Origin of the sequence: Micromonospora sp. NPDC000316, assembly GCF_042898885.1 — a bacterium.
Lineage (GTDB): Bacteria > Actinomycetota > Actinomycetes > Mycobacteriales > Micromonosporaceae > Micromonospora.
Genome location: NZ_JBIAZG010000016.1, coordinates 106028 through 132757 on the forward strand (window position 1 = coordinate 106028; position 26730 = coordinate 132757).

At 71.9% G+C, this 26730-nt stretch carries 22 protein-coding genes; 8 read left to right on the plus strand and 14 right to left on the minus strand.

Going from position 1 to position 26730, the window contains the following annotated elements; translation table 11 throughout:
* Window positions 1-11: 11 nt before the first annotated feature.
* The 4 genes from ACFY2Q_RS25005 to ACFY2Q_RS25020 are packed head-to-tail and all read right to left on the minus strand — an operon-like array spanning window position 12 to window position 7813.
* The gene (locus ACFY2Q_RS25005) at window positions 12-2252 is read right to left on the minus strand and encodes a glycosyltransferase (RefSeq protein WP_387134037.1); all 2241 of its coding nucleotides are present in this window, start codon (window positions 2250-2252) and stop codon (window positions 12-14) included.
* On the minus strand, window positions 2249-3898 hold the full coding sequence (locus ACFY2Q_RS25010; protein ID WP_387134039.1) for a stealth conserved region 3 domain-containing protein: 1650 nt from the start codon (window positions 3896-3898) through the stop codon (window positions 2249-2251). Before ACFY2Q_RS25010 ends, ACFY2Q_RS25005 begins: the two co-directional genes overlap by 4 nt.
* The gene (locus ACFY2Q_RS25015) at window positions 3895-5958 is read right to left on the minus strand and encodes a PIG-L family deacetylase (RefSeq protein WP_387134041.1); all 2064 of its coding nucleotides are present in this window, start codon (window positions 5956-5958) and stop codon (window positions 3895-3897) included. The genes ACFY2Q_RS25010 and ACFY2Q_RS25015 overlap by 4 nt, the downstream gene beginning before the upstream one ends.
* 1 nt (window position 5959) lies before the next feature.
* Window positions 5960-7813, minus strand: coding sequence for a stealth family protein (locus ACFY2Q_RS25020; protein ID WP_387134043.1), 1854 nt, complete (start codon window positions 7811-7813; stop codon window positions 5960-5962).
* Between the two features lie 500 nt (window positions 7814-8313).
* Here ACFY2Q_RS25020 and ACFY2Q_RS25025 point away from each other — a divergent pair, with 500 nt between their 5' ends.
* Together ACFY2Q_RS25025 and ACFY2Q_RS25030 are read left to right on the plus strand one after the other, a co-directional pair.
* Window positions 8314-9234, plus strand: a complete 921-nt coding sequence (locus ACFY2Q_RS25025) for a DNA-3-methyladenine glycosylase family protein (protein ID WP_387134045.1) — start codon at window positions 8314-8316, stop codon at window positions 9232-9234.
* A gap of 101 nt (window positions 9235-9335) precedes the next feature.
* Window positions 9336-9848, plus strand: a complete 513-nt coding sequence (locus ACFY2Q_RS25030; protein ID WP_387134047.1) for a GNAT family N-acetyltransferase — start codon at window positions 9336-9338, stop codon at window positions 9846-9848.
* Here ACFY2Q_RS25030 and ACFY2Q_RS25035 read toward each other — a convergent pair.
* The gene (locus ACFY2Q_RS25035) at window positions 9823-10245 is read right to left on the minus strand and encodes an SRPBCC family protein (RefSeq protein ID WP_387134049.1); all 423 of its coding nucleotides are present in this window, start codon (window positions 10243-10245) and stop codon (window positions 9823-9825) included. The genes ACFY2Q_RS25030 and ACFY2Q_RS25035 overlap by 26 nt on opposite strands.
* Before the next feature lie 123 nt (window positions 10246-10368).
* Window positions 10369-10581, minus strand: coding sequence for a hypothetical protein (locus ACFY2Q_RS25040; RefSeq protein WP_053653514.1), 213 nt, complete (start codon window positions 10579-10581; stop codon window positions 10369-10371).
* Window positions 10582-10715: 134 nt separating this feature from the next.
* On the opposite strand from ACFY2Q_RS25040, the gene ACFY2Q_RS25045 reads away from it, so the two are divergent.
* From ACFY2Q_RS25045 to ACFY2Q_RS25055, 3 genes are all read left to right on the plus strand, one after another.
* Window positions 10716-11831, plus strand: a complete 1116-nt coding sequence (locus tag ACFY2Q_RS25045) for an ATP-dependent DNA ligase (protein WP_387134052.1) — start codon at window positions 10716-10718, stop codon at window positions 11829-11831.
* A 58-nt stretch (window positions 11832-11889) separates the two neighbouring features.
* A complete protein-coding gene (locus ACFY2Q_RS25050; RefSeq protein ID WP_387134079.1) occupies window positions 11890-13461 on the plus strand; it encodes an alpha/beta hydrolase in 1572 nt (523 codons plus the stop codon).
* 74 nt (window positions 13462-13535) lie between these two features.
* Window positions 13536-13988 carry a GNAT family N-acetyltransferase gene (locus ACFY2Q_RS25055; protein ID WP_387134053.1) on the plus strand — a complete coding sequence of 151 codons (453 nt, stop codon included), beginning with the start codon at window positions 13536-13538 and terminating at the stop codon, window positions 13986-13988.
* 376 nt (window positions 13989-14364) lie between these two features.
* On the opposite strand, the gene ACFY2Q_RS25060 is transcribed toward ACFY2Q_RS25055, so the two are convergent.
* The 7 genes from ACFY2Q_RS25060 to ACFY2Q_RS25090 form a co-directional block, all read right to left on the minus strand.
* Window positions 14365-15087: an ABC transporter ATP-binding protein gene (locus tag ACFY2Q_RS25060; RefSeq protein ID WP_387134081.1), complete on the minus strand. Its 723-nt coding sequence runs from the start codon at window positions 15085-15087 to the stop codon at window positions 14365-14367.
* A gap of 14 nt (window positions 15088-15101) precedes the next feature.
* Entirely contained in the window at window positions 15102-16094 is a 993-nt protein-coding gene (locus tag ACFY2Q_RS25065; protein WP_387134055.1) for an ABC transporter ATP-binding protein, read from the minus strand.
* A gap of 1 nt (window position 16095) precedes the next feature.
* Window positions 16096-18804, minus strand: a complete 2709-nt coding sequence (locus ACFY2Q_RS25070) for an FtsX-like permease family protein (protein ID WP_387134057.1) — start codon at window positions 18802-18804, stop codon at window positions 16096-16098.
* Complete coding sequence (locus tag ACFY2Q_RS25075) at window positions 18801-21986, minus strand: FtsX-like permease family protein (protein WP_387134059.1); 3186 nt, start codon at window positions 21984-21986, stop codon at window positions 18801-18803. The genes ACFY2Q_RS25070 and ACFY2Q_RS25075 overlap by 4 nt, the downstream gene beginning before the upstream one ends.
* Before the next feature lie 128 nt (window positions 21987-22114).
* On the minus strand, window positions 22115-22291 hold the full coding sequence (locus tag ACFY2Q_RS25080) for a hypothetical protein (RefSeq protein WP_387134061.1): 177 nt from the start codon (window positions 22289-22291) through the stop codon (window positions 22115-22117).
* Complete coding sequence (locus ACFY2Q_RS25085) at window positions 22288-22494, minus strand: helix-turn-helix transcriptional regulator (RefSeq protein ID WP_053653506.1); 207 nt, start codon at window positions 22492-22494, stop codon at window positions 22288-22290. Before ACFY2Q_RS25085 ends, ACFY2Q_RS25080 begins: the two co-directional genes overlap by 4 nt.
* Window positions 22494-22973: a DUF2975 domain-containing protein gene (locus tag ACFY2Q_RS25090; protein ID WP_387134062.1), complete on the minus strand. Its 480-nt coding sequence runs from the start codon at window positions 22971-22973 to the stop codon at window positions 22494-22496. The genes ACFY2Q_RS25085 and ACFY2Q_RS25090 overlap by 1 nt, the downstream gene beginning before the upstream one ends.
* Before the next feature lie 156 nt (window positions 22974-23129).
* Between ACFY2Q_RS25090 and ACFY2Q_RS25095 the strand changes: the two genes are divergently transcribed.
* Both ACFY2Q_RS25095 and ACFY2Q_RS25100 read left to right on the plus strand, forming a co-directional pair.
* Window positions 23130-23696, plus strand: coding sequence for an RNA polymerase sigma factor (locus ACFY2Q_RS25095; protein WP_387134064.1), 567 nt, complete (start codon window positions 23130-23132; stop codon window positions 23694-23696).
* A complete protein-coding gene (locus ACFY2Q_RS25100) occupies window positions 23693-24763 on the plus strand; it encodes a hypothetical protein (protein ID WP_387134066.1) in 1071 nt (356 codons plus the stop codon). The genes ACFY2Q_RS25095 and ACFY2Q_RS25100 overlap by 4 nt, the downstream gene beginning before the upstream one ends.
* Before the next feature lie 178 nt (window positions 24764-24941).
* Here ACFY2Q_RS25100 and ACFY2Q_RS25105 read toward each other — a convergent pair whose 3' ends face one another.
* Window positions 24942-25544, minus strand: coding sequence for a TetR/AcrR family transcriptional regulator (locus ACFY2Q_RS25105; RefSeq protein WP_387134068.1), 603 nt, complete (start codon window positions 25542-25544; stop codon window positions 24942-24944).
* 26 nt (window positions 25545-25570) lie between these two features.
* Here ACFY2Q_RS25105 and ACFY2Q_RS25110 point away from each other — a divergent pair, with 26 nt between their 5' ends.
* The gene (locus ACFY2Q_RS25110; protein ID WP_387134069.1) at window positions 25571-26311 is read left to right on the plus strand and encodes an SDR family oxidoreductase; all 741 of its coding nucleotides are present in this window, start codon (window positions 25571-25573) and stop codon (window positions 26309-26311) included.
* Window positions 26312-26730 lie beyond the last annotated feature (419 nt).

Sequence of the window (26730 nt, forward strand, 5' to 3'; positions counted from 1 at the left end):
TGCGTTGGCGCTCACGGACGGTCGATGACGACGATCGACAGCTCGCTGTCACGGGTGTAGTACGGACGGACCCGTAGCACTGGCGCGGGATCCTCCTCGACAAGGTCCAGCCCTGGATCGTCAACGAGGTAGATCTCGGGATAGTTGTAGATGACCTTCTTGTCGACCACGTCATCGACGAGCAGACCCAACCGGACCTCACGGTCAGTGCCGGCCTGCGCCAGCCACAGATCCCAGTCCTCGTAGCGGCCCAGCCGGTGGACGGCCAGTTGCTCGACGGCGACGTCAATGCGCAGGCCGGTGCGGGTCGGCACCAGTGGCACGGAGACCGCCCCTTCGTGGTGGCCGCGTCGGCGCAGCATGGCCTGCTCCGGGACGCCGACGCCGGACCAGGCGACCTCGATCGACACCCGCTCGCCGCTGAGGGCGATCCGCCGCACCTCGGCGTGCTCCTCGCGCACCCAGCTGCGTACCGCCAGGAAGCCGTCGGCCGTGCGGTACGGCACGTGTGACCGGACCGCGTACCCGCCGGCCGGGTCGTCCACAGGTTGGTGACCGCCGGCGAGGACCCGCGTGTCGATCCGGTTCGGACGAAGCCGGAGTCGCGCGCCGGTGGGTGGCTGGAGGTAGACGTTCCAGCGGCCCTCCGGCAACGTGTGCGCGGGCAGCACGGCCACCTGCTGGGCAGCGTCGTCCTGCGGCTCCAGTGGCACCTGCACCCTGTGCCCGGTGTCCCGGTCGCGCAGCAGCAGGTGTGCCCCGGCGGCGATACCCGGGGCGTCGATCCGCCAGCTGAGGCTGTGGTCCGGCAGCACCAGGCAGTCCACCACCGGTCCGGCGACCGGTGCGGTGGCCCGCCGCCGGATCGCCTTCTGCAACCGGGCGGAGGTGGCTCGGGCGTGCCGGATGCGGGCCAGTCGGACCAGGGCACCCATACTCGCCCGGCGGGCCAGGTCGCTGCCGGCGATGCCGCGCAGGACCGGGTCACCCAACAGCCGGACCAGGTTGGGTTCCCGGATCAGCTCACCGCCACGAGCCAGGGCCGACCGGCGGCCCCGCGGTCCCTTGCTCGATCGGGCAGCCCGTGAGGACGCGCCGGGTGTCGGGCCTCGCTCGGCCAGCACGGCGGCACACCGCCGGGCGAAGGCCTCGGCGATCGTCTCCGGGTCGAAGCGGGCCGCGTTCACAAGTGCCACATTGGCCAGCCGGGCCCGAAGGTCGTCGTCGCGCATCAGCGTCCGCAGCGCATCGGCGTACGCGTCGACGTCGTTCATCGGGACCAGCAGGCCGTCGACCCCATTCTGAATGATCTCCCGGGGGCCGACCGGGCAGTCGGTGCTGACGACCGGGAGGCCGAGCCGCATCGCCTCCACGATCGTCATGCCGAACGACTCACGCTCGGACGACACCGCGGCGATGGATCCCTTGACCCATTCCGTCGACATGTCCTCGCGCCGGCCCATCAACTGGACCTGGTCGGACATCCCCAACTCGCGGATCTGCGCGACGAGGGCCGGGCGTTGCGGCCCGTCGCCGTAGATCCGCAGTTTCCAGTCCGGGTGCTCGCCGGCGATCCGCGCGAACGCGGCGATGAGCCTGTCGTACCGCTTGATCGGGTCGAGCCGCCCGGCGCTGATCACGATCCGGTTGCTCCCGCTGGCAGGCGGCACGGTGGGCCGGGGAACGCTGTTCGGCAGCGCCTCAACACGGGTGTGCGGCACCGGATTGCCGGACCGGAACGCGGCGGCGTCGCCGTCGGTCACGGTGAAGGCGAGGTCGATCCGGTCGTACGCGAGCCGGATGTGGTTCTTCAGCGCGTCGTCGATCAGGTCCTGCGTCATGTGCTCCTGCGCCACCCGGACCGCGTGGTCGGGCCCGTACCGCGCCACCGCCAGATTCAGACCGGGCCGGGTTCCCACGATCACGTCGGTCTCGGTCGAGCGCAGGTATTCGATCACCCGCTCGTCGGTGAGCCGGCTGTACTGGCTGTGGAACTCCTCGCTCTCCGGCACCAAGAGGGACGGCTCCCGGTGCTGGGGATCGACCCGGTCGGGGCGACGTGGCCGGGTATCGACGAGCGGTACGAGTGCGATCCGCTCGTCGATGGCGAACATCGGTCGGTCGAGCCGACGGAACACCGAGGCGATCTCCACGTCGTGCCCCTGGCCCACCAGTGCGGTGGCCAGGTTCAGCACGGCCCGGTTGGTGCCGCCGACGCCGTAGATGTTGTGGATGAGAAAGGCGAACTTCACCCGGAGGTCCTCAGCTCGTACGGACTCGGAACCGGGAAGTACGCCTCCAGGAACGGTTCGAGGATTGTCATCTGGTGTTTCAGCTGCGCGAACGTCGAGTAGGCGTCGTTGATGCAGAAGGTGTCCCAGTCCCGTCGTGCCTCGGCCCGCCGCAGCCGCGCCTCGAGATCGGGCACCGCGAGCTGGACGTAGCCGTAGTTGACGTGGCCGGGCAGCGCGCGTCCGGTCAGGAACGCGTAGTAGTGGTGCAGGGAGTACGTGATGGTGAGGTCGTTGCCGCTGCGGAACCGGCTCCGCATGGTGGCCTCGTGCTCGATCGGGAACTCGCGTTCGATCTCGGCCAGGATGCTGCGGCGCAGCGGGTAGGGCACGTGCTGGGTGCCCTGGGTGAGCGTTCGGCCGAACCGCTTCTCGATCAACGCCCGGTTGTTCTTGATCATCGCGTCCACCGGGGAGTCCAGGTGGGTGATCTCGCCGAGCGGGATCCGGTTCTGCGACAGGAAGAACTTGGTGTTGCCGTTGGCGAGGAAGAACGTCTGCGGCGCCAGTGGGCGACCGAAGAACATGTCGTCGTTGAGGTACAGGAAATGCTCGGCGAGACCGTCGATGCGGTGCAGTTGACTCTCGATCGAGCACGAGTTGAAGGTCGGCAGGGCGTCCGGGGCGGCGAAGATCTCGTCGTGGTTGACCAGGAAGATGTTGCCGGCGCTCAGGTCGAGCCACGCCGGCCGCTGGTGGTCGGTCACGATGTAGATGTTGCGGACCCACGGGGCGTTCAGGTGCACGGACCGCAGTGAGTACTTCAGCTCGTCACGGTTGATGTAGCGCGACTCGCTCGCCGCCTCGGCGTGCAGCGACTCGCCGCGCACGCCCGCGCGGCGTTGCTGCCACTGCGGGTCCGCGCCGTCCACCCAGGTGTAGACCACGTCGATCGGAAAGTCGATGTCGTCGGGGAGCAGCCTGTCGAACTCCGGCCGGCTTCGCCGGGTCGGGTGCTGCTTCACCGGGGACGCCAGCCTGGTCAGCCGGTGCTCACCCACCCGCACCGGCGCGCCGTTCAGGGCCACCGCCCGCATCATCCGGTTCGGCCGGGGCGAACGCAGCACGCCGGCCGCCCGGTCGGGCTTCCAGAACTCGATCTCGCAGCCGTACGCCGGGCCGAGGATCAGCTTCAGGGTGGGATCCACGCGGAACCAGGTCAGCTTGATCGCTCGTGCGGAGTACAGCTCCGTCCAGGCCTGTGCCTCCGACGCGTCCTTGAGGCCACCGACGATCGGAGGTCGGGGCAGCACCTGGCTCACGTAGCAGGTCGCGGCCCCACCGAGCTTCTCCAGCGCGCCCAGGGCGGCCACCCGATCGACCTCACTGACGCCGATCACGGGCGTCCGGTCGTCCATGCCCCGAACGAGGAAGTAGTCCACGCCGTGCGCGTCGAGCGCACCGCTCACCGCGTCGACGTTCCGCTGACGCCCCAGGATCGGGGTGAGGTCGGCATGGATGTGCGCGGTGCGACGGCCGCCGTCGACAAGGATCTCGCACAGGTCGGACGCGTCGCCCGGGACTCGTGCCGGCGGGACGGAGTGGCCCGCGCCGATGGGCTCGGGTGGTGCGACCGGCTGTCGCGGTACCGCCGGCGTGTGGTTCACGGCACTTCCTTCGTGGAGGTCAGGGAGGATCCGGAGCGGTTCGGCCGCAGGGCGAAAAGACCGCCTGCCGTGGACACCGCCAGAACGACGGGTCGGCCGCCGTGGTCGACCTGGACGACGTGGCCGCCGGCGATCGGCGTCGGGTCGCGCAGCCAGCGACAGGGCGTCGACCCGCCCGGCTCCAGCCAGGCGACGCTGGAGCTGGACGCGTCGTTGCGGACCGCCAGCAGAACGGCGCCGGAGTCCGCCACATACCTGGCGGCCACGGGGCCGGGGCCGCCGTGGCCGCCGAGGTCGGCGGCCGTCGACAGGTCCCACTCGCGGCCGGCGTCCCGGGTGCGGTACGACAACACCGACGCCGAATTCCGCCGCCGGAACAGGAGCAGCCGGTCGCCGTCGGGCAGCGGTAGCACGGCCGGTGGCCCCGCCGGTGGCTCGGTGGCCAGGAGCGTGTACTCGGCCGTGAGTTCCGGCACCGTGACCTGCCAACGGGCAGTTCCGGTGCGCCCGGCGGCAAACACCTCCACGGTGTGGTCGTCAAGCGCGACGGCGGTCAGGCCGTCCTGGGTGTCCCGGCCGCCGAGGTCCTGCCACGGCGTCCAGGACGTCCCGTCGTGCAGTCGGGCGCTCAGTCCCTTGCCAGCGTTTCTGGCCAACAGCAGGATCCTGCCGCCCGGCAGGGCGACGGCCTGGGGCATGCCGATGTTCCGCCGCTTCAAGGGCTCGCTGCGCCCGTTGGGGTTGCCAAGCGACTCCCACCGGACCTCCGAGTAGTCCCCGGAGGCCGGAAGCACGATCGTCCAGACGTCGCGGACGTGCCGGTCCGGCTCCGCGGTGAGCCCCTGCCGCACCGCGAAGAGCCGCCAGCCACCGTCGGGCGTCGCCAGCGCGGCGACGTGCGGCAGGAGTCGCGTACCGGGAACGGCCCGACCCGGGGCGAACCCACCGGACCTGGTCGCCCCCCAGTGCACCACCCGGCCACCTCGTACGGCGAAGGCGGACAACCGACCGTCGTCGCCCGGGACCGCCCAGGCCCGAGAGCCGGGATAGCGCAGGGTCGTGCCGGAGGCGTTCCCGCCGCCGATCGCGTCACCACCGACCTTGAGGTCGCCGAGGCCCACCGGACCGTCGGCGGGGCGGCCGTCCGCCCACCCGTAGACGTCCTTGTACCGCTGCTTGAGCGCCCGCCCCTTGGGGCTGAGGTTGGACGGCCACCGTCGGACGTAGTAGCCGCGGAACGCCTCGACCGATGTGGCTCTGCCACCACCCTCGGCGAACCAGCGACGGGCCGCCTCATGGGCGAACAGCCCCGTGACGGTGTGGAAGATGTGGTCGGAGTAGTCGCCGGTGTCGGCGTGCTGCGGGTTCTCCTTGTTGTGCAGCTGCCGGTCGGGGTCCGGGTCCATCGTCCACAGCAGCGTCGGGTCGGCGTCGCGCAGCAGGTGCACCAGCGCCTCGACAAGGCTCTCCCGTGAGTAGTCGAAGGTCGCGGAGACCGGGGAGTCGGTCGGGATCATGGTGGGCGTACGGGCGGCCTGGCCGGTCCACAGGCGTGGCAGCGGCCCGGCGTCGGCCGGAGAGCCTGCCGGCGGCGAGCACCAGAGGTTGAGAGAGACGATTCGGATCTGCGGCGCGTCCACCAACGTCGACAGGTCCGCCTCGATGCCCGACCCCACCGTGATCGCCGCACGGTGCCACTTGGCGTTCTGGTCGCCCAGGACCATGTCCCCGTACGCGGCACGGAGTCCGTTGAAGCGGGCGGCGGCGAAGCCCTCGAAGTCCACCGGCAGCGCGGCGTGCGCCGCAGTGCCGCCCGGGGCGTTCCGTCCATCCGCCTCACCCGTGGTCAGGCAGACGGTCAGGTGCGTCTCGCTGTGTCGCAGCTGGCCGGCGAGCAACGGGTTCAGGAAGTACAGGTCGTCGTCCTGGTGGGCCATCACCGCCATGGACCGGGGCCGACCGGCGGACTGCCACCGCTGCCCGGCCTGTCGGGGCAGCGCCACGGCGCGCTGACCGAGCGCCCGCAACGGCGCGATCCAGCGATGCTGGTCAGATTTCACGTCATTCTCCCAGTCGGATCGGCGCGTCGGTGGCCGGCGGAGAGCCGCCCGCTCGGGCCGAGGGCGGCCACGTGGCGGGCCTCGCCGACGGTGGGACCTGCAGGATCACTGTGGTGCCCGGAGACGGCTGCTGGACACGGCGCCGGTCGCCTCCGCTCTCCCGCCACAGCGCGGTGGCACCCACCTTCCGGCGCTCGGCCACCTGCTCCGGCGGCAGTTCGAAGGGCGCCGGGAAGGGCAGGTAGCGCGGCAGGAAGTCGGCCAGCATCTGCTCCTGGGCGGCCATCGTCGCCGGATCCGAGTCGGTGTCGTTGAGGCAGAACACGTCGCGGTGTCGGCGGTCCAGTAACTCCGCGAGGCGCGCCGGGGTCGACGGGTGACCGAGGTCGGCGTACTCGTACTCGATGTCGGCCGGCACCGCCTGGCCGATCAGGTACGCCCAGTACTGGTGCAGCGACGAGGGGATGGACAGGTCGCCGTGGTGGCGGAAGCGGTGCCGGGCCGTCGCGAGCACGTCCACCGACAGCCTGCCCTCGATCTGCTGCATGATGCTGCGCCGCAGGGCGAACGGCGTGTGCTTCATCTTCTGCGTGATGGTCACGCCGAACTGCCGCTGGATGTGCCGGCGGTTGTTCTTGCCGGCGGCGTTCACCGGCGGGTCGCTGGGCTTCGCCTCGCCCAGCCCGAACTGCGCCGGCGAGAGGAAGAACTTGGCGATCCCGTTGGCGTGGAAGAAGTGCGTCGGCAGCAGTGGCCGGCCCAGGAAGACGTCGTCGTTGAGGTAGAGGAAGTGTTCGGCCAGACCGTCGATGCGGTGCAGCCGGGACTCGATGGCGTGCGAGTTGAACGACGAGCGCCCGCCGAGGTCGGCGAAGAGTTCGGCGTGCGAGATCACGGTGACCATCGGGTGTTGCGGGTCGAGCCAGCTGGGCAGCTGGCTGTCGGTGATCAGGAAGATCCGGCGCAGCCACGGTGCGAAGCTGTGCAGCGAGCGCATCGAGTATCGAAGCTCGTCGCGGTTGTGGTAGCGCGACGTGTTCGCCGCGATCGCGTGCAGCGGGCCGTCGGGGGTGCCGAGCGCGTCCATCTTGCGCTTGAGCCAGTCGGGGTCCGACCCGTCCACCCAGGTGTAGACGGCGTCGATCGGGAAGCCCACCCGGTCCGGTGCGCGGACCGTGAGATCACGGCGGGTGCGGTAGGTGTGGTCGTCCGCCTCCGGAACGAAGTGGCTGATGAGCGCTGCGGCGACCCGGACCTTCTCCGCCTCGGAGGGCGCCTCGTCGATCACCGCGTTGTGCCGGGGAGCGCGGACAACGTCACCGTGCCGGGTCCAGAACTCGATCTCGCAGGCGAACTGCGCACCGAGGACCACGCCGGCCCGCGCGTCGGTCACCGGGAACCAGATCTGGACGACCTCGGTGGGAGCATCGTCCGGCCGGTCCCGCCCGGGCTGGACGGTGACCGTCCGGACGTGTGCCCCGGACAGCGTCGGCGCGGACTTGACCAGGCGACGCACGGCCGGCCGCATGTCGTCGAGGACGGCCACCGTGCTCCGCAGGTAGTCGTCGTTGCGCAGGCAGTGGTAGTCGACGCCAGCCGACTCCAGGGCGGCGGTGACGGCGGTGAGGTTGCGGTGCCACAACTGCAACGGAGTGGCAGTGTCGACCACCTCGGCACGGGTCCGGACACCACCGTCGGGCACGGTCACCAGGGCACCCACCGGATGCACGGTGTCGCCGCCTCGCCGCCGCGAAAAGGCCTGTACGAGGCCGATCCGGCGGTGCGCGGGCAGCAGACCCAACAGGCGTCGCCGTGCGGGCTGGGGCAGCAGTCGGTAGATCTTCAGGGCGATCATGCGCCGGGCCGTTCGCTGAGAACGGCCACCTCGTCGGCGGCCACTGTCAGCCCTGCTGGTGGAAAGCGGCGTGGAGCCCCACTCGCGCCGAAGCAACACACACTCGTGCAGCCATCACTGCATGCCCTTTCACAGTTCCCCCGTGGGCACCGCGTGGGATTCGGCACCGGCTGCATTCCGCGCTGCGGCGGCTGTCGGCGGGCGTCGAATCTCCGGGCCGGCTCGCGCGCTCTCCCATTCAGCGGGACAGGCGGTGGCCGCCGCAGTTGCCCGAAGCGGTGCGTTTACTGCGGAAAATCAAACAACCACAGGTTCCACAGCCGACACACAGACGGGCGTCCCATAAGTGCTGTCCGCACCAATTCGCGAGAAAAATCCTGGCCGTTCGGTCGGTACAGCAGCACCGGTACGGCCGACTGAAGGTGTCCGTGCGATTCTGCCCAACCGACCGCCGAACGGCTACGTGGTGAACGCCGGCCCGCACCTGGCAGAGTGGCGGGGTGACCGATACCGAGCCCGCCGCGATCCGGGTGCTGCACCCGCCGGTCGGCTACCGGCTGGCCGCGTCGGTCCGCGCTCTGACCTTCAGCCCGTACGACCCGTGCGCCCGCATCGCCTCCGGCACCTTCTGGTGGGCGACACGCACCCCCGACGGTCCGGCCACGCTCGCTCTGCGGCCGGCCGGCGGTGAGCTGCTCGCCGAGGGCTACGGGCCGGGCGCCGAGCACGTGGTGGCTCGGGCCGACGCGATCGCCGGGCTGCGCGACGACCTGACCGGCTTCGCCGAGCTGGCGGCGGCGCACCCGCTCGTCGCCCGGCTGGCCCGGGAGCACCAGGGACTGCGGATGCCTACCACCGGGCAACTCTTTCCCCGACTGTTGCGGGCGGTGTTCGAGCAGAAGGTCACCGGCAAGGAGGCGTACCGGGCGTACTCGGCGACCGTGCGGCACTTCCGTGAGCCGGCCCCCGGCCCGCTGCAACCGCTGCTGCTGCCGCCGGAGGCCGCCGCGGTGGCCGCCACCCCGTACTGGGTGTTCCACCCGTTCGGCGTCGAGCAGCGCCGGGCCGACACGCTGCGCCGCGCCGCCGCGCTCGCCGACCGGTTGGAGCGCTGCGCCGACGCCACCGAGGCGACCCGTCGACTGACCGCCATCGGAGGCATCGGTCCGTGGACCGCCGCCGAGGTGGTCCGGACCGCCTACGGTGACCCGGACGCGGTAAGCGTCGGCGACTACCACATCCCGAACACGGTGGCCTGGGCGCTCGCCGGCGAGGCGCGCGGTGACGACGCCCGGATGCTGGCTCTGCTGGAGCCGTTCCGGGGCCACCGGGGCCGGGTCTGTCTGCTGCTGGAGGCCGCCGGCATCCAGGCGCCGAAGTACGGCCCGCGCGCCCCGATCCGCTCGTTCGCCCGGTTCTGACCAGCCCGCCCGGCGCGCACCGGTCGGCGATCACCGGCCAGCGTTCGGGCGACGGTCGGGCCGCGCGTCGGTGTCGGCGACGGCTGTGGTGTGCTGCCCCGATGAGCGCCGAGGCCAGCATCGTCCCGGCAGGTGCCGCGGACGCCGGTGAGATCCTCACCGTGCAGCGCGCCGCGTACCTGACCGAGGCACAGCACTACAGCGATCCGTTCCTGCCGCCGCTGACCGAGACCCTGGACGAGGTCCGGGCGGCGGTGACCGGCCCGGCCACCGTCCTCGCCGCCCGGCTGGGGCACCGGCTGGTCGGCTCCGTCCGCGCCCACCTGGACGGGGACACCGCGCACATCGGGCGGCTGTCGGTCGCCCCCGACCAGCAGGGTCAGGGCATCGGGGGTCGGCTGCTCGCCGCGATCGAGGCGACCTGCCCGCCCGAGGTGGCCCTGTTCACCCTCTTCACCGGCGCGGACAGCGCCCGCAATCTCCGGCTCTACCAGCGGCACGGCTATCGGGTCGTGGCGCACCGGCCGGACCCGAACGGCATCCAACTGGCGGTGCTGGAGAAACCCGCCGTGCTGGACGGGCCTGCCGTCAGCCCTCCTCGCTTCGACGCTTGAGGCCGTCGGCCTCCAGCCGCAGATAGCGGCGGAGCAGGCCGCCGTAGAGCCAGCCGACCGGCCCGGCCAGCAGCCCGGACTGGGCGATGGCCAACTCGACACGGGTCCTCCCGTCCGGCAGCGGCGACAACCGGTGCTCCCCGCGGGTGTGCACTCCGGGGGTGTCGGAGACCCAGGTGAACCCCTGCCCTTCGGTCAGCTTGGTGACCCGCCACACCGCCGGTCGCAGCCTCGGCTGGGTCAACCGGGCGGTCGCGCCGACGGCGAGCGGCCCCGGCTCGCCCCGCTCGACGTTGCTGACCGAGGCGGTCCACTCTGGCCACCGCCGCACGTCGACAAGCACCTCCCAGACCCGTTGCGCATCGGCGGCGATCTCCGTACCGGCCTCGAACCGCATTACGTCTCCTCCCCCGGCGGCGCCGCCCGGCGCCCCCGCCAGATGGGGACGAGACTGCCGGGCACATCGTGACGCGCGCATCCACCGGCCGGCCAGCTCCGGACGCGCCGACGGCCGCGCGGATCAGGCGGCTTCGCGCAGGTCGGCCAGGCTCAGCGGGGTACGCCGGGCGAGCAACTCCTCCAACTCCGGCACCGAACCGACCTCGCCGAGCACGTTGCGGCCACCGCCGAACCTCTCCGGGTATCGGCGGGTCAGCCGGTACCGGTAGCGGCCCCGGATCAGCTCGACGCTCACCCGCCACCGCCCGCAGCAGTCACAGACCCACTCGGACATCTCGCGAAAGTAGCTCTGACCTGGGCTTATCTGATTCGCCCGGCCGGGACGAGCGGCGCTCGGGCGGACACGCCGCCCCCGCCGGCACCGTGATGTGCCTCACGACTGTCGGTACCGTCTGATTGACTGGCGCCGTGGACCTGCCGATCAACCCGCCGGTCGAGCCGATGCTGGCCAAGAGCGTCTCCAAGCTGCCCACCACCCCCGGGCTGACCTACGAGCCCAAGTGGGACGGGTTCCGGTGCATCGTGTTCCGCGACGGCGACGAGGTCGAGCTGGCCAGCCGGGGCGGCAAGTCGATGACCCGCTACTTCCCCGAGGTCGTCGAGCAGGCCCGCCGGCAACTGCCCGAGCGGTGCGCCGTCGACGGCGAGCTGATCGTGATCCGGCGCGACGGGCCGACCGGCCAGCCCCGGCTGGATTTCGAGCTGCTGGCCCAGCGCATCCACCCGGCGGCGTCCCGGGTGAAGCTGCTGGCCGAGACCACCCCTGCCGACTTCGTCGCCTTCGACCTGCTGGCCATCGACGACGAGGCGCTGCTCGACCAGCCGTACCCGCGCCGCCGGGAGCGGCTGGTCGAGGCCCTGGCCGGGGTCCGCCCGCCGGTGCACGTCACCCAGGTCACCACCGATCCGGACACCGCACGCAGCTGGTTCGACGTGTTCGAGGGCGCCGGGCTGGACGGTCTGATCGTCAAGCCGGCCGACCTACCCTACGAGCCGGGCAAGCGGCTCATGTTCAAGGTCAAGCACGCCCGCACCGCCGACGCGGTGGTGGCCGGCTTCCGCTGGCACAAGTCCGGCCCGGTGGTCGGCTCGCTGCTGCTCGGCCTCTACGACGACGCGGGCGTCCTGCACCACGTCGGCGTGAGCGCGTCATTCACCATGGCCCGCCGTGCCGAGCTGCTCGACGAGTTGGCGCCGTACCGGGACACCGGCGGCGAGCACCCGTGGGTGCACGGCGACCACGAGCGCGGCCAGCGCATCCCGGGAGGGGTGAGCCGATGGACAGGCACCAAGAACCTGGAGTGGGAGCCGCTGCGTCCGGAGCTGGTGGTCGAGGTCGGTTACGACGCGATGGAGGGTGAGCGCTTCCGGCACACCGCGCGGTTCGTCCGCTGGCGGCCGGACCGCGATCCCCGCTCCTGCCGCTACGACCAGCTCGACCGCCCGATCCGCTACGACGTGGACCAGGTGCTGCGCGGCGACCCGATGGCCACCGTGGACCGGGCCGCCACCGGCCCGGCGTAGCCTGGCTGTCGACCCGACCCCGGAGGATCACGTGACCCGCACCGCCGACCAGCCGTGGCTGGCGACCAGCCGCCGGGTCCGTCGCAGTCTCGCCGCCTTCGTGGTGGCCGCGCTGCTGACCGCCGGCTGCACGCTGCCGGCGTTCGCGCCGCGCACCGAGGTGCAGGGCGAGGCGGCGCCGGCCGGCACCTCGGCGACGTGGCGGCCCTGCCCGGAGGTTGCCGACGACCTGGTCGGCCGCGGCGCGCCGGACATGCGCTACGAGTGCACCCGCATCGCGGTCCCCCGGGACTGGGGCACCGGCACCGGCGCGACAGCCGGGCCGGGCGCCGGGGAGACCTTCGAGATCGCCCTGCTGCGGGCGCGGTCCAGCAAGCAGCGCGATCGGATCGGCTCGCTTGTCGTCAACCCCGGCGGTCCGGGTGGCTCCGGTGTCGACACGGCCGTCTACCTCTCCTTCGGCAGCCAGTTCGGTGGTCTGCCCCGCTCGGTCACCGAGCGCTTCGACATCGTCGGCTTCGACCCGCGCGGGGTGGCCCGGTCCAGCCCGGTGAAGTGCATCTCCGACGCCGACCTGGACGCCAGCTTCGGCTATGACCCGGATCCGGAGAGCCAGGCGTCGTTCGACGGGTTCGTCGGGCTGAGCCAGCGGATCGGGCGCGGCTGCGGCGACCGCTACGGTGACCAGTTGCCGCTGTACGGCAGCGAGCAGGCCGCCCGGGACATGGACGCGGTCCGGGCCGCCGTCGGCGACGACAAGCTCACCTACCTGGGTTACTCCTACGGCACCCTGCTCGGCGCCATCTACGCCCAGCTCTACCCGCAGCGGGTGCGCGCACTGGTGCTCGACGGCGCGGTCGACCCGCAGCAGCGGTTGGTGGCCGGTTCGGAGAGCCAGGCTCGCGGCTTCGAGCGGGCCTTCGACAACTTCGCCCGATGGTGCGCCGCGAACGCCGCCCGCTGCCCGATCGCCCCGGACGCCCGCGCGGCGGTCACCTCGGCAATCGACAAGGCCAAGGTCTCCCCGGTACGCGCCAACGACGGCCGCGAGGCCACCGCCGGCTGGGTCTTCTACGCGGTCATCTCGTCGCTCTACACCGAGTCGGGCTGGCAGCAACTGGCGGAGGCCATCGACCGGCTGGCCGAGGGCGACCCGAAGGAGGTGTTCCGGCTCGCCGACTCGTACGCCGGCCGGGAGAGCGACGGGCACTACTCGAACCTGTTCGACGCCAACCTCGCCATCAACTGCGCCGACGAGACCGAGAAGCCGAGCCGCGACGAGATCCGCCAGTTGCAGTCGGAGTGGCGCACGAAGTACCCGCTATTCGGGCCGGCGCTCGCGGTCGGCATGTTGAGCTGCGTCGAGTGGCCGGGCGGGCGTGACCCCTACCCGACCGGGAAGGCCAACGGCGCTCCGCCGATCGTGGTGGTCGGCACCACCGGCGACCCGGCGACGCCGTACGAGCAGACGCCGGCACTCGCCTCAATGCTTGGCGTCGGTCGGGTGCTCACCTGGGAGGGCGAGGGGCATACCGCCTATCCCCAGACGCCGTGCATCACCAACGCGGTCGACGCCTACCTGATCGACCTCACAGTCCCCCGGGAGGGCCTGCGCTGCCCCGCCCGCTGATTGGGCTTGCTGCCCTGGCCCCGCTGAGTGGCTTGCTGCCCGGGCCCGCTGACCGGTGTGCCAGGCTCACGGGCATGACCGACGTGATCTTCCGGGAGGCGGTCCGGGCCGACCTGCCCTCCGTCATCGCCCTGCTCGCCGACGACGTCCTGGGCAAGGCCCGCGATTTCACCGAGGTCGACGACGCCTACGAGAGGGCGTTCGCCGCCATCGACGCGGACCCGCGCAACCAGCTGATCGTCGCGGAGCAGGCCGGTGAACTGGTCGGCTGCCTACAGATCACCTACATTCCCGGGCTCGGCCGGCACGGCGCCGAGAGGTCCCTGATCGAGGCGGTCCGGGTCCGCTCCGACAGGCGTGGGCAGGGGCTCGGCCGTGAGCTGATGGCCTGGGCGATCGACCAGGCCCGGCAGCGCGGCTGCGCGCTGGTCCAGCTCACCACCGACAAGACCCGCGACGACGCGCACCGCTTCTACCTGGGCCTCGGCTTCGTGGCCAGTCACGAGGGCATGAAGCTCGCGCTCTGACCGACCGCGCGGAGCCGGCGCGCGGAGCCGGAGCGCGGAGCCGGAACCGGAGCGCGGAGCTGACGCGGGGGTCCTTGGGCGACCCCCGCTCCACCATGCGCAGACACTGTGGAGCTGATGTCGTAAACGAATCAGCGCACCGATCCGTTTACGACATCAGCTCCATAGGCAGCGCGGACCACCATCTCGCCCGCTGCGGCGGAGCTGACGCGAGGCCCGTGCAAGCCCTCGGACGCACGGCGATCCCAGACGCACAGCAAGCCCAGACGCACGGCAAGCCCAGACGCACGGCAAGCCCAGACGCACAGCAGAGCCAGACGCACAGCGAGGGTCCGTCGCGGGGCAGCCCTCGCCGTGGGGCAGCGTCCGGCGGCGGTCAGCCGTCGACTAGGCGGCCGTCGCGCAGGGTGAGCACCCGGTCGGCGAGGTCGATCAGGGCCGGGTCGTGCGTGGCCACCAGCGCCGTCATCCCCCGAGCGTGGACCACCGCGCGGAGCAGGTCCATGATGGACCGCCCGGTCTCCGAGTCGAGCTGGCCGGTGGGCTCGTCGGCGATGAGCAGGTCCGGTTCGTTGGCCAACGCACGGGCGACCGCGACCCGCTGCTGCTGCCCACCGGAGAGCTCGTACGGGCGCTGCGCCGCGTGCCCGCCCAGGCCGACCAGCTCCAGCAGCACCGCGACCCGTTCCTCCCGCTCCGCTGCCGGCACCTGTGCCAGCCGCAGGGGCACACCGACGTTCTCGGCGGCGGAGAGGATCGGCACCAACCCGAAGGTCTGGAACACGAAACCGACGATGCCCCGGCGCAGCCGCAGCAGCTCCGCTTCGCCGGCTGCGGTCACCTCGTGCCCGGCCACCACCACCTGACCGCTGTCCGGCCGGTCCAGCCCGCCGACCAGGTTCAGCAGGGTGGTCTTGCCCGCCCCGGATCGGCCGCGGATGGCGACCAACTCGCCGCGGTTGGCGCGGAACGAGACGTCCCGCACCGCCTGCACGGCGTGCTCACCGCGACCGAAGGTCCGATTCAGGCCGGTGACCCGGACCAGCTCGGCGGGAGCTTCAACCGGCCCACCGCCGAACGGAGCCTCCCCCGTCACCATCATGTCCCGACGGCTCACGCCTGTGCCTCCCGCTCGTCCATAGCCCGCTCACCGGGCCGTACCTGCACATGGTCGGGCTCCAGGTCGAGCCGGACCCGCTCCTTCAGCGACAACGCCTCGACGAACGCGGCCGGCAACTGCATCCGACCGTTGCGGTCCAGCACCGCGTACTCCTCGCTGACCAGCTCGGTGTTGCCGTCCGCGCCGATCCGCGCGGTCCGGCGGACCTCGGAGGCGGTCCTGCCGTCCCGGATCGCGACGGTCCGGCGGACCTGGCTGGCCACGGCGTGGTCGTGGGTGACGACGACGATTGTGACGCCCAGCTCGGCGTTGATGGCGCGCAGCGCCGCGAAGACCTCCGCACCGGTCGCCTCGTCCAGCTCACCTGTCGGTTCGTCGGCGAAGAGCACCTCCGGGTCGTTGGCCACCGCCACGGCCACCGCACAGCGCTGCTGCTCGCCGCCGCTGAGCTGCCCCGGCCGCCGCTCCGCGCAGTAGCCCACGCCGACCATGTCGAGCAGTTCCCGGGCACGCTTCCGGCGGGCCTTGCGACTGAGTTTGCCGGCCAGCTGCATCGGCAGTTCGACGTTCTCCAGCGCGGTGAGGTACGGCAGCAGGTTGCGGCCGGTCTGCTGCCAGACGAACCCGACCGTTTCCCGCCGGTAGCTCAACCGCCGCTTGGCCGACAACGAGAGCAGGTCGTAGTCGGCCACCCGGGCGATGCCGGCGGTCGGCGTGTCCAGGCCGGAGAGGATGTTGAGCAGGGTCGACTTGCCCGAGCCGGAGGCACCGACGATCGCCACCAGCTCGCCCCGGTCGATGACCAGGTCGAGGCCCTGCAGGGCGACGACCTCCACCCCCTCGGTCTTGAAGATGCGCACCAGGCCGTCGCAGACGATGTGGCCGCGCAGTCGGTCCTCCCCGCCGGCCCGCTCAGCGGCCCGTTGCGCGGCCCGCTGTTGCAGAACGGCCAGGTCCGGCATCGGTGCGGTCTGGGTAGCGGTCATCTCAGCTCTCCTCTCCGAGCCGGAGCACCTCACCGAGGCGCAGCCGGCGGTTGTTCAGCGCTTCGACGGCGACCGCGAAGCCGAGGGCGACCGCCCCGAGCGCGAACACCGCGACGACCAGGCCGGGCTCGAAGGCCACCCGGACCGGTACGCCGCCGGTGAACGCGGACAGGCCGAGCACCGGGTTGAGCAGCAGGGGCAGCAGCGCCCCGACGACCGCGCCGGTCAGCACCGACGTGCCGACCAGCGGGGCCAACTCGACGAGCAACAGCCCTCGCCACTGCTGGCGGGACAGGCCGAGGGTGCGCAGCCGGGACAGCACCTGGCCCCGCGCTCGCGCGCCGGCCAGCACGGTGAACGCGATGGCCAACAGCCCGAGGACGGTGCCTCCGACGGCGCCGGCGGTGAACCCGAAGGCCAACACACCGTTCGCACCACCGTCACCGAGATCCCGCCGGACGCCGTCGCGGGTGTCGACAGTCACGCCGATGATGCGTTCCTTGCCGGTCACCGCTCCGCCGCGCTGGTAGCGCTCCTGCCCCTGGTCGCCGGCCTGGCGCAACGCCTCGGCGTCGAGCCGGTCCCCGGCGACCAGGAGGCTGGTGGGCACCGGTTCGGTGTTACGGGTCGGCAGCGCCTGCCAGGGCAGGATGACGAACCGGCTGGCGGTGTCCGGCAGCAGCGGGAAGCTCTCCTGCGAGCCGGCCACCCGGAACTCGTACCGCTGGCCCTGCACGGAGACGAACGCCGAACGGTCCAGGCCAGCGCGGGTCAGGTCTGCGGCGACGGCCGGGGAGACGATGGCCGGCAGTGCCTCCGGCGCGGGTTCGGCGCTGCGCAGCACCGCCGGTAGGGGCAGTTGCACACCGGATTCTCGGCTCACAGCGCTCAGGCCGGAGCCGTCGACCACCAACACGTTGATCTGCTCCATCCGCGCGTCGGTGCCGAGGTCGTCGGTGGCCACCCGCTGGTCCGGTTCGTTCAGCACCGGGGTGACGGCCCGCACTCCGGGCATCTGACTCAGCGCGTCAAGGGTGTCCGGCGCGAAACGCTCGCCCCGGATCACCGCGTCGGCGGGCACGATCCGTTCGACGGCCCGGTCCCGGCTCGCGTCGACGCCGGCGGCGACGACGGCGCAGAACGCCGCCGTGCCGATCGCCAGCACCACGACGACGAGCGGCGCGGCCACCGCCGAGCGGCCGGCCCGCGCGGTGCCGAGGAACGTCACGCTGCCCCGGGTCCGAGCGGCGAGCCGGCTGACCAACCGCAGGGGCCAGGGGTACGCGCGCAGCGCCAGCACCGCCGCGGCGATCGCCAGCAGCACCGGCACCGACACCAGCAGCGGGTCCACCTCACCGAGGGTGAGGCCACGTCGGCGCAGCAGCACCGCCGCGAGCCCGGCCAGCAGCAGCAGGGAAACCTCGACGGTGAGCCGACGCGCCGAGGGGCGGAACCGGACCAGGTCCCGGCGGGCCGCCCCGCCGGTCGGCACCGCCAAGGTGGCCAGCGGCAGCGCAAGGGTGACAAGCACTGTCGCCGCGGCGGCGTACGGCGCGGTGGGGTCCGGGGCGCCGGGGACAAGGGTGCCCAGCCACCAGCCCAGCGCGGCGGCGACCGGCACCACGAGCAGCGACTCGGCGAGACTGCGCCGGGCGCCGGCGGTGGCCGCACCCCCTCGGGCGCGCAGCAACACGTATTCCGCGCGGCGTCGGCGGGTGGCGAGAGTGGCCGCGAGCACGATCAGCCCGGCCAGGGTGGCCAGCACTCCGGCCGCGATCACCGCGAGCAGGGTCCGGGCGGCGTTGAGCTGGGCGGCGAACGCGCGCAGCGGCACGTCGACACCCTGGGTCAGGGTGAGGCCCGGCGGGGTGGTGCGCTGCATCGTCTGCAGGCCGTCGATCATCTCGTCCAGGTGACGGGCGTCGACGCGGTCGACGCCCAGCCGGTACCGCCAGTCGGAGCGCATCGGCCAGCCTTCCGCGGCCCGCTTGTTGAAGGTCGACGGGGCGACCACTCCAACGGCGATCAGGGGTTGGCCGTCCCCTGCCGGTTCGGTGATCCGCAGCGCCGGCGGGAGACCGTCCCACATGCCGTTCGCCCGGTCGGCGGGGCGGAACAGCCCGGACACCAGCATCGGGGACGCATCCATCAGGACGCCGTTGGAATCGGCGTTGCCGATGCGCAGTTGGCTGCCGGCCCGCAGGTTGAGCTTGCCGGCCACATCGGCGTCGAGCACCACCTCGATCGGCCGGCCGGGAACGTACGTCTCGCTCGGCCACGCCCCCTCGACGAGAGTGCTGTTGTCCTGGAGGTCGGGCATGACCCGCAGTCCCAGGTCGAGCAGCAGTTTGCCGGCCACGAGATCCGGGCCGACCACCCGAGCCGGCATGGTCTCCACGCTGTGCCACCGCTCGGTCACACCCGATCCCACCTGCGGTGGCATCTGCTGCGCCAGGTTGTCGAACCGCTCGCGGGCAGCTCCCGTCGCCGTCTTGACCGAGGTGAACGGTCCCTCGGCGGTGGAGTAGCCGATGTCCCGGCGGGCGGGCAGCTCGTTGGTCAGCTGCGCCCGCAGCCCCTGCTCGGCAAGCCGGTTGACGAGCCGAGGCACCCCGCTGACCAGCAGGGTGACCACGAGGGTCAGCACCGCCAGGAGCAGGAACTGCCCGCCGTACGTCCGGACCCGGCGGACGACCGCGCCGACGCTCATCGTTCTCCCCCGATTCGCAGCTGCACCGCCGCCACCCGCTTGCGGATGCCGGTGGCGATGAACGCGCTGAAGGCGAGCGCCGCCAGCAGCAGACCGACCGCGGTCAGGCCGATCGGCACCCAGGGCAGCACGAACGTCGCCGAAGGCACCGGTCGACCGGCGGCCGGGGTGAGGATGACCAGGGGTGCCATGGTGGCCCCCACGGCGGCGCCGAGCAGCAGCCCGACACACACGCCGATGCCGGCCAGGAAGGACTGTTCGGCCAGCAGCGCCCGGGCCAGCAGCCGGGGTGTCGCGCCGAGGGTGTGCAGGACCGCGAACTCACCGATCCGTCGTCGGGCGGTGGCCCACACGTCGACCATCAGTCCGACGAGGGCGAGCAGCACCGCGCCGAACGCGGCGGCGAGCATGCCGGTGCGGGACCCCTGCCAGTACGGGTCATCCGCGGCTGACTCGATCTCCGCTGCCCGGTTGAGCACCGTGACACCCGGCAGTTCGCCGGCCGCCTGAGCGACTGCCGTCGCGTCGTCGGCGCCGATCCACCACTCCGGCACCGGACGTACCGTCCCGCCGGCAGCGATAAGCGAGTCGACGGCGGCGGGCAGGTCGAGCAGAATGCCCTCGCCGGTGGTGGTCGGCACGGCGGTCAGTTCGCCGACCAGCCGCGCCGGCACCGACACACCGGAGAGTTCCAGGGTGGCGGTGTCGCCGGTGCGCAGGCTCAGCGCCTCGCGTACCCCGGCGGTCATCAGCACCGGGACGGCCGCGCTCGCCCCGCCGGGTACGACGACGAAGCGCGTCGTGTCCTGGGAGGCGCGCCCCCCGGCGGGATTCTCGAGGAAATCGCGGTTGGCAACGAGCCCGGCGGCGTCCGACTGGACCGGCACCCGTGGACCACCGGTCCAGGTCGCCACCCAGTCACCCGTCAACCGGGCGGGCTGGGCCGTGCCTGCGGTGTCGACATACGCCAGGTCCTGTACCTGGAGCACGTACATGGTGCCGCCTCGCTGCCCACCGTCGGCCTCGAAGCCGGCCAGCCGCAGCCGCGCCCCGCCCGCGTCGGGCAGCTGGACCGTGAAGCGCACGGCCCGCCCGTTGCTCGGGGCATCGGCCACCGGCAGTCGGAAGGCGAGCCCCTCGGAGCTGGTGACCAGCAGCGCCACCGAGACCCGGTGGAGCTGGACGGCCCCGTGGACGGGGGTGCGGACCATGCCGGTGATCGCGCGGGTGCCGGCGGGCAATTCGATCCCACCGGGAGCGCTGCGGGCCTGGACCATTCGCTTGTAGTTCTCCGACACCGGCACGTCACTGAGGCGGTCGTCGAGCCGGACGACGCCTGCGGCGCTGGCTGGGTCCAGGCCGATCACGGTCACCGGGAGGTCCTCCCGGCCGACCCGCACCTCGTCGCGCCACGCCGGCAGCACCCGGTCGACGCCGGGCAGCGCGGCGAGCTGACCGGCCCGGTTCGGCGGGGCGGAGCCGGACCGTTCGGTCACCCGCAGGTCGGCGCCGACCGTGTGGCTGGCCTGCTCGACCTGGGACCGCTCCCCGGTGCTGATCAGGGACCAGGCGAGGGTGCTGCCGCCGACGGCGAGGGCGAGCAGGAGCACCGGCCCGGCGTGTGGACGCCGGCCGGCCTGCCACATGCCGAACATGGTTGCCGTCCACGGCCGGCGGTCCACGAACCGCTCGGCGAACCGGGTGAGCGGCGGGAGCACGCGCAGCGCCAGCACGGCGCCGGCCAGCACGCCGAGCGTCGGGGCGGCGACCAGTAGTGGGTCGAGCCCGAGCCGGCCGTCCGAGCCGGCAAGTGGTGAGGCGTACTGGCGTAGCTGCACCCAGGCGATCACGGCGAGCGCCACAAGCACCAGGTCGACGCTGGCCCGCTGGACGCTCGCCGCCCGGTTCGGCCGGGACCTGGCGGCCATGTCGGCCACGTAGGTGCCGGCGCCGCGCAACGTGGGCGCGACCATTGCCACCAGGCAGCCGGCGGCGGTAGCCGCGGCAGCCGCCCAGACCAGTGTGGTGTTGCCGCCAGCGGTGGACAGTTCGGCCGACCCGCCGGGACGGACGAACCGCAGCGCCTCCCCGGCTATCACCGGCCCGAGCAGGGCTGCGGGGGCGATCACCAGGGTGGCCTCTCGAGCCGCCAGGCCAGCCAACTGTCGACGTGCGGCGCCGCGGGCACGCAGCAGCGCGGTCTGTGGGCGCCGGTCTTCGTGCAGCAGCGCGGCGACAAGCACCAGCGCGTACCCGCCGAGCACCAGGATGAGCAGCAGCGGCGTGGCAAGCGCGGACCGGCCCACCAGGTCGGCGCGGCCGATGCGGTCCAACAGTTGGTCGATCTTGGTCGTCGACTGCGCCGACGTGCCCAGTTGCGCTGCCTCGGGCACGGCCGTCACGGCCGCCGTCAGGGCCGCCCGCACCGCCGTCAGGTCGCCGACGTCGACGCCGCCGAGGTCCGGTTCGACCAGCCAGGAGGCGGTCACCGTGCCGGGGAACGTGGTCGCGAAGTCGGCCGGGTCCAACACGAACGGCCCGTACGAGGTTCCCGAGCCGGCACTGCCCGCGCCCACTCCGGGGGCCAGCAGCCAGTACGCGTCGGTCGCGTCGCGGGGCCGCCAGGTGCCGGTGAGCACCACCTCGCCGGCCTGCTCGGTGGCGCGGTCGCGCAGCGGGATCCGCGCTCCGACGGTCAGGCCCAGAGCCGTGGCTACCCGTTCCGGCAGGCTCACCTGGACCGGCGTCGCGCCGGCCCGGGGCCATGCCCCGTTGGTCAGCTCGACGTGCTCGGTCAGGCCCTCCATGGTCGCCAGGTTCGCGAAGATCGGGTCGTCGCCGGTGCGGGCCACGGACCCGAGGTCGCCTGTCAACTCCCGGCCGGTGCCGGAACGGGCAGCGGCGACAGTGACCGGCACGCCCGCGAGCCCGTCGGCCAACTCGGCCCGTACCGCCTGGTCGCGGGTGGCGAAGTCGGCGGCGTCGCGACCGCCGGAGCCGCTGACCAGCAGGCCGCGCTCCTCGGCCGGCGACGCGGCCACAAGCGCCCGCTGCCCGGCGTCCACCGCGCGGCGGTTGTAGTCGGACAGGCCGGTGACCAGCACGACGGCGACCAAGGCGGCGATCACCGCGGCCACCAGCAGACCTCGCGCCTCGCGGGCCCGTCTCCACACCAACTTCATCCGACGCCTCCCCTGGCCCTGGTGGGCCGACGACCTTCAAGACAGGTCATCCACGGGGAAAGGTTCGCGCCCGTTACTTGATCGTTACTCCGGAGGCCGGCTCGCCTTGCGGGGCTCCCGCCGTCGGGTCATCTGTCGCGCCGGAGGGCCCGCCGCTCGCGCCGGGCCGCCCGTACCGCGAGAACGACCGCGCCGACGACGAGCGCGGCACCCAGGACCTGCAGGCCCGGCGAGTCGTCGGCCTCTCCGTGCACGACGCCGGCGACGCCGAGCGCGGCCGCGAGAACGGCGACGAGGTACGTCATTCGTCGACCCATTCCAGGAGGTCGCCGGGCTGGCAGTCGAGCACCCGACACATCGCCTCCAGGGTGCTGAAGCGAACGGCCTTGGCGCGGCCGTTCTTGAGCACGGCCACGTTCGCAGGGGTGAGCCCGACCCGTTCGGCGAACTCGCCGACGCTCATCTTGCGCTTTGCCAACTCGACGTCGATGCGGACGATGATGGGCATCAGATCACCGCTTCCATGTCGGTCCGCAGCGTGGTGGCCTGCCGCAGCAGCGCACGCATCACCACCATCAGCAGCCCGGCCACCGTGACGCCCACCGTCAGCAGGAACAGCAGGACCGGCAGGCCGGGGTCGTCCGCGTTCAACACGACGTAGAGGAAGACGACGACGAGCACCACCCAGGCCGCGGCGATGGCCCACACGATCGCGTCCACCCACTTCAGGGAGGCCTCGGTGAAGATGCGGTCCTTCTTGACCAGGTTCAGCAACTGCCAGGTGCACACGATCACCACCTGGACGCACAGCACCCAGAAGACCGCCACGGCCGTCGCCGGCCATCGGAGGTACGCGTCCTGCGGCGATTCCTGCGCCATGTGCGCGAACTGACCCGGCAGGGAGAGCGTCTGGAACGGGATCAGGACCCCGAACAGCACCACGAGAAACACCCGGAGAGCGGCTACCGCTCGATGCTCGACAACCATGCATCGATACTCGCTCGCTACCTATCGAAAGTCAATCGGTTGCGGAATGTTCGGCACCTACCCGCACCGATAGCGTGGGGTGGCGGATCGAGGGCCGGCCGGCAGTTTTTCGGCCGACACCGTCACGACCAGCGCCGAACCGGACATGGAGTAGACGTGAGCTCCGCGAACGAGCACGAGGACCGATTTCGACGCGTCTACGCGGCCAACTTCGAGCCGCTGCTGGCGTACGCGATGCGACGCGTCGAGCAGCCCGAGGACGCCGCCGACGTGGTGGCCGAGACCTTTCTCGTCGCCTGGCGGCGCAGCCGCTACATGCCACCCGACACGGAGGTACGGCCGTGGCTGTACGGCGTGGCCCGGCGGGTGCTCGCCAACCACCACCGCAGCGGGCTGCGCCGCGGGCGGCTGGGCGACCGGCTACGCCAACGGCTCAGGGCCTCCGTCGTCACCGACCCGGGCAGCGAGGTGCCCGAACGGCTCACGGTCCGGGCCGCACTTGCCCGGCTCGGTGAGCAGGACCGGGAGTTGTTGATGCTGACCTTCTGGGAAGGCCTGGAGCCGCGCGAGGCCGCCGAGGTCCTGCGCATCAGCCCGGCCGCCGCCCGTACCCGGCTGTCGCGAGCCCGCACCCGACTGCGGCAACTCGTCGGTGACGACGCCGACCCACCCGGACATGTATTCGATGTCCTGGCCGTACGCACCCCGAAGGAGGGCCGATGACTGACGAGCACCTCGACCGAATGGTTCGCGACGCCGACCCGTACCGACCCGAGGTCGTTCAGCACCTCGACGGGGCCGCGCAGAACCTCCTGGAGGAGATCATGTCCACGCCGACCCTCGAACCGGTCGCCGAACCGCCGGCCAGACGCCTACGCAAGCGCCGCACTCTGCTGAGTGGCCTCGCCAGCGCGGGTGTCGCCGCCGCCGTCCTCGCCCTGATCTTCGCCGGCTCGGTGATCAACGGCGATCGCGGGTCCGCCCCGGCGGACACCTCCGACGGAAACAAGCCGGTCTTCGACTCGGCCATGGTGCTCAAGGCAGCCGAGGAGAGCCCACGGTTGCTGATCGACCAGCCCGGCTGGAAGGCCACCACCGTCTACGGCTTCCCCGAGAAGGAGGGCACGATCACGTTCAGCAACGACACCAGCGAACTGGAGATGAACTGGTACCCGGCCGCCACGTACGACAGCTTCCACGAGGACCGGCTCCGGGTCAGCAAGCCGGAACCGGTGAAGGTCGACGGCTGGCCAGCCGAGCTGTTCCAGTACAACGCGGGTGACTTCGCTGTCATGCTCTCGCCCCGCGACGGATCCTTCGTGGAACTCCGGACCGGTGGCGCATGGACGCGCGCGGCGTTCGACCAGGTCCTCACGCGTGTGGTCCGCGTCGACGCCCGTACCTGGTTGGCCGCGCTGCCGGCCACGATCATCACGCCGGAACGGGAGAGCGCAGAGGCCGCCAAGGTGCTCGCCGACGTGCCACTGCCCCCGGGCTTCGACGCCGCCACACTGACCGGCCTGGGCGTCAACGACAAGTACCAGTTCGGCGCCCGCGTGACCAGTCGCGTCGGCTGCGCCTGGATCGCCGAGTGGCTGCGCGCCAAGAAGGCCGGCGACGACGGCGCTCTCCGGCGAGCGGCCGACGCATTGAGCAGCAGCCACAGGTGGGCGGTGCTGCAAGGGATGAAGGACGAGGGAGACTGGCCGGAGGTGTTCTGGGAGACCGCCGACAAGGTGGCCGCCGGCAATCCGCCAGCCAGGTACCGGGACGCCCTCGGCTGCGAGTAGGGCCGCGCCGCCTCGACCGACATCCGCGACGATCACCTCACCCGGCACCGCGCTCGCCGTGACGGCGGGCCAACCGCAGCGCCGCCGCCTCTGACCACCGCCAGGGTCAGGGGCGGCGTGCGCGACCGGCGTGCGCGACCGGCGTGCGCGACCGGCGTGCGCGACCGGCGTGCGCGTATCAGGGGCGGCGTGCGCGCAGGCCGTCGACGAGGATCGACAGCAGCCGCGGGCCTCGGGCATCGAGTTCGGCGTCGTCCAGACGTGACAGCCAACTGATGAGCACGATGACGTCGCGGGCGTCGGCATCGGCGCGGACGCTGCCGGCGGACCGGCCGGCGGCCAGCAGCAACTCCAGCGCCTCACCGATCGGGCCAAGGCTGTGGGCGGCGAGGTCACGCCACGTCGCCGCCTCGACGGCGGCGAACACGTCGCGTTTGACGCGGGCGTAGGCGGCCACTCGGTCGAACCAGGCCGCCAACGCCTCCAGCGGCGGGCGGGCCGCCAGCAGGTCCGGGGCCACGGCGACCAGGTCGTCCACCTCACGGCGGTATACCTCGGCGAGAAGGTCCTCGCGGGTGGGGAAGTGGCGGTACAGCGTGCCCTGCCCGATGCCGCACGCCTTCGCGACGGCGTTGAGCTTCAGCTCGCCCGGCTCGTGCACCAGATCCCGGGCCGCGCGCAGGATCCGGTCACGGTTGCGCCGCGCGTCGGCACGGGGCGTCCCGACACCCTTGACAGAAGCGGACACGTGTCCGCTAGCATCGTCGTCGTAACCGGACATGTGTCCAGTCTAGCGTGAGGATCTTCATGACCATCCATGGCAAGGTCGTCGCGATCACCGGCGCAAGCAGCGGAATCGGTGCGGCAACAGCTCGCCACCTCGCCTCACTCGGCGCGTCCGTCGTCCTCGGCGCCCGCCGTACCGACCGGCTCGACCTCCTAGTCACCGAGATCGAGGGCGCCGGCGGCACGGCGGCCGCCACGCGGGTGGACGTCACGACGCCCGAAGACCTGCAATCGCTTGTCGCCCTCGCCGTCGAGCGCTTCGGCCGCCTGGACGTCCTGGTGGGCAACGCCGGGATCAGCAGGATCAGCCCGATCGCCGACCTGGACGTAGCGGGCTGGTCGGCGATGGTCGACGTGAACATCAAAGGCATCCTGCACGGGATCGCCGCCGCGCTGCCCGTGTTCAGCCGCCAGGGCAGCGGTCACCTCATCACGGTCGTCTCGACTTCCGGCCTGAAAATCGTTCCCACCCAAGCGGTGTACGCCGGAACGAAGAACGCGGTACGCACCCTGCTGGAGGGCCTGCGGCAGGAGAGCACCACCGGGGCGCTGCGGACGACGTCGATCTCCCCCGGCTACGTCAACACGGAGCTCATCGAGAACGCCGTCGACGATCCCGCCCTACGCGAGCAGGCCAGGCAGAACATGGCCAATCTCGGTATCGAGCCCGGAGCGGTCGCCCGCGCGATCGCCTTTGTCATCGACCAACCCGACGACGTTGAGATCGGCGACATGACCATCCGACCAACTCGCCAGGGCTGAACGAAACGCGAGCGACTGTGCGACGACCAAGGCATGGACCGAGATAACGGAACCCATCGAAGCGGTCGTAGCCCTCCTGGCGCGGCAGCCCTCCTGACGCGGCAGCCCTCCTGACGCCCGGCCTGCTGGCGCTGTCGCGCAACGGATCCGGCCGCACCACAGCGGATCCGCCACGCTCACGCCACAGCGGATCGGTCACGCCACAGCGGATCGGTCACGCCACAGCGGATCGGTCACGCCACAGCGGATCGGTCACGCCACAGCGGATCGGAACGCCACAGCGGATCACTCGCACTACAGCGGGCGGAGCCGCGCGGCACCTCGGGGGCCTGTCTCGCTAAGGGTGTTTCCGGCGATCTTGGTTAGTAGGTTTCAGCGGCTGGGAAGCGGTCGCTGAAGGTGATGGCGAAGGCGTTCAA